This window comes from Chromohalobacter sp. 296-RDG, assembly GCF_029889885.1.
Lineage (GTDB): Bacteria > Pseudomonadota > Gammaproteobacteria > Pseudomonadales > Halomonadaceae > Chromohalobacter.
In genome coordinates this window covers 1-754 of record NZ_JARANY010000289.1, presented here as the reverse complement: position 1 = coordinate 754, position 754 = coordinate 1, and the positions used below count along the sequence as shown (strand labels likewise).

1 protein-coding gene is annotated in these 754 nt (G+C 45.5%); it reads right to left on the bottom strand.

The annotated features are described in order from the left end of the window. Positions 1-509: 509 nt before the first annotated feature. A partial coding sequence (locus tag OP495_RS18590; RefSeq protein ID WP_280571259.1) for a hypothetical protein occupies positions 510-754 on the bottom strand: 245 nt, incomplete at its 5' end.

Genomic DNA, 754 nt, shown 5'->3' with positions numbered 1-754 from the left:
GACACGTACCGGATGATCTTCCGGGATATATTCCTCAATGCTGGGCGGTAGCAACGAGATCTGGCTGCGAGGCTGTCCTTGTAGGTGTCGCATACAAAAATAGCCGTGAACGGGTGAGTTCACGGCTATCTTGCCAGCTTAGGAGGCTGTTTTCACACAGCCCCTTTTCGACGGGGTTTGATAAAACATGATATCGAGCATCGGCTGACGATCCCTTTCACCTCTATATTAGTGGCCCGGCGGAACGAATGAATCGTACTGCAAAATTGCAAGCGCACGTCTGCTCCGAGTGCTAAAAGGCTAGGCGGCGATAGGTCTTATAGGTGAATAATAGGGACAAGAGTTTTAGATGTATTACCGCGTACCGAGTCACTCCTTTACGGGGGCATACACTTGCTCAAGATGGTCTAGTTATGGATGGTTAAATGTCGTATTGACCCCCCGGGGCCTGTGGTTTAAATAATTTTCATCATCTTTTGTTGGATGGCTTAGAGTGCCGTTAAACATTGTTATTTATAATAAGGAAGGTATGACCTTAAATCGGGGGCCGCTGCTCTTAAGGTTTTCATTTCAAGAGTAGAGTTTTCGATTTCCTCTATTCTATTGAGAACTAGTTCTTTTTCTTGCGGGGCTCCCGTTGTGCTCTCATGTTTGCATCTATTGACAATCTCCTCTACAAGAAATTTTGACAGGGTGTCAATGGCTCTATTCCGGCGGGTTTCAACATTATACTTTTCGTTCTGCAGTTTTTCTA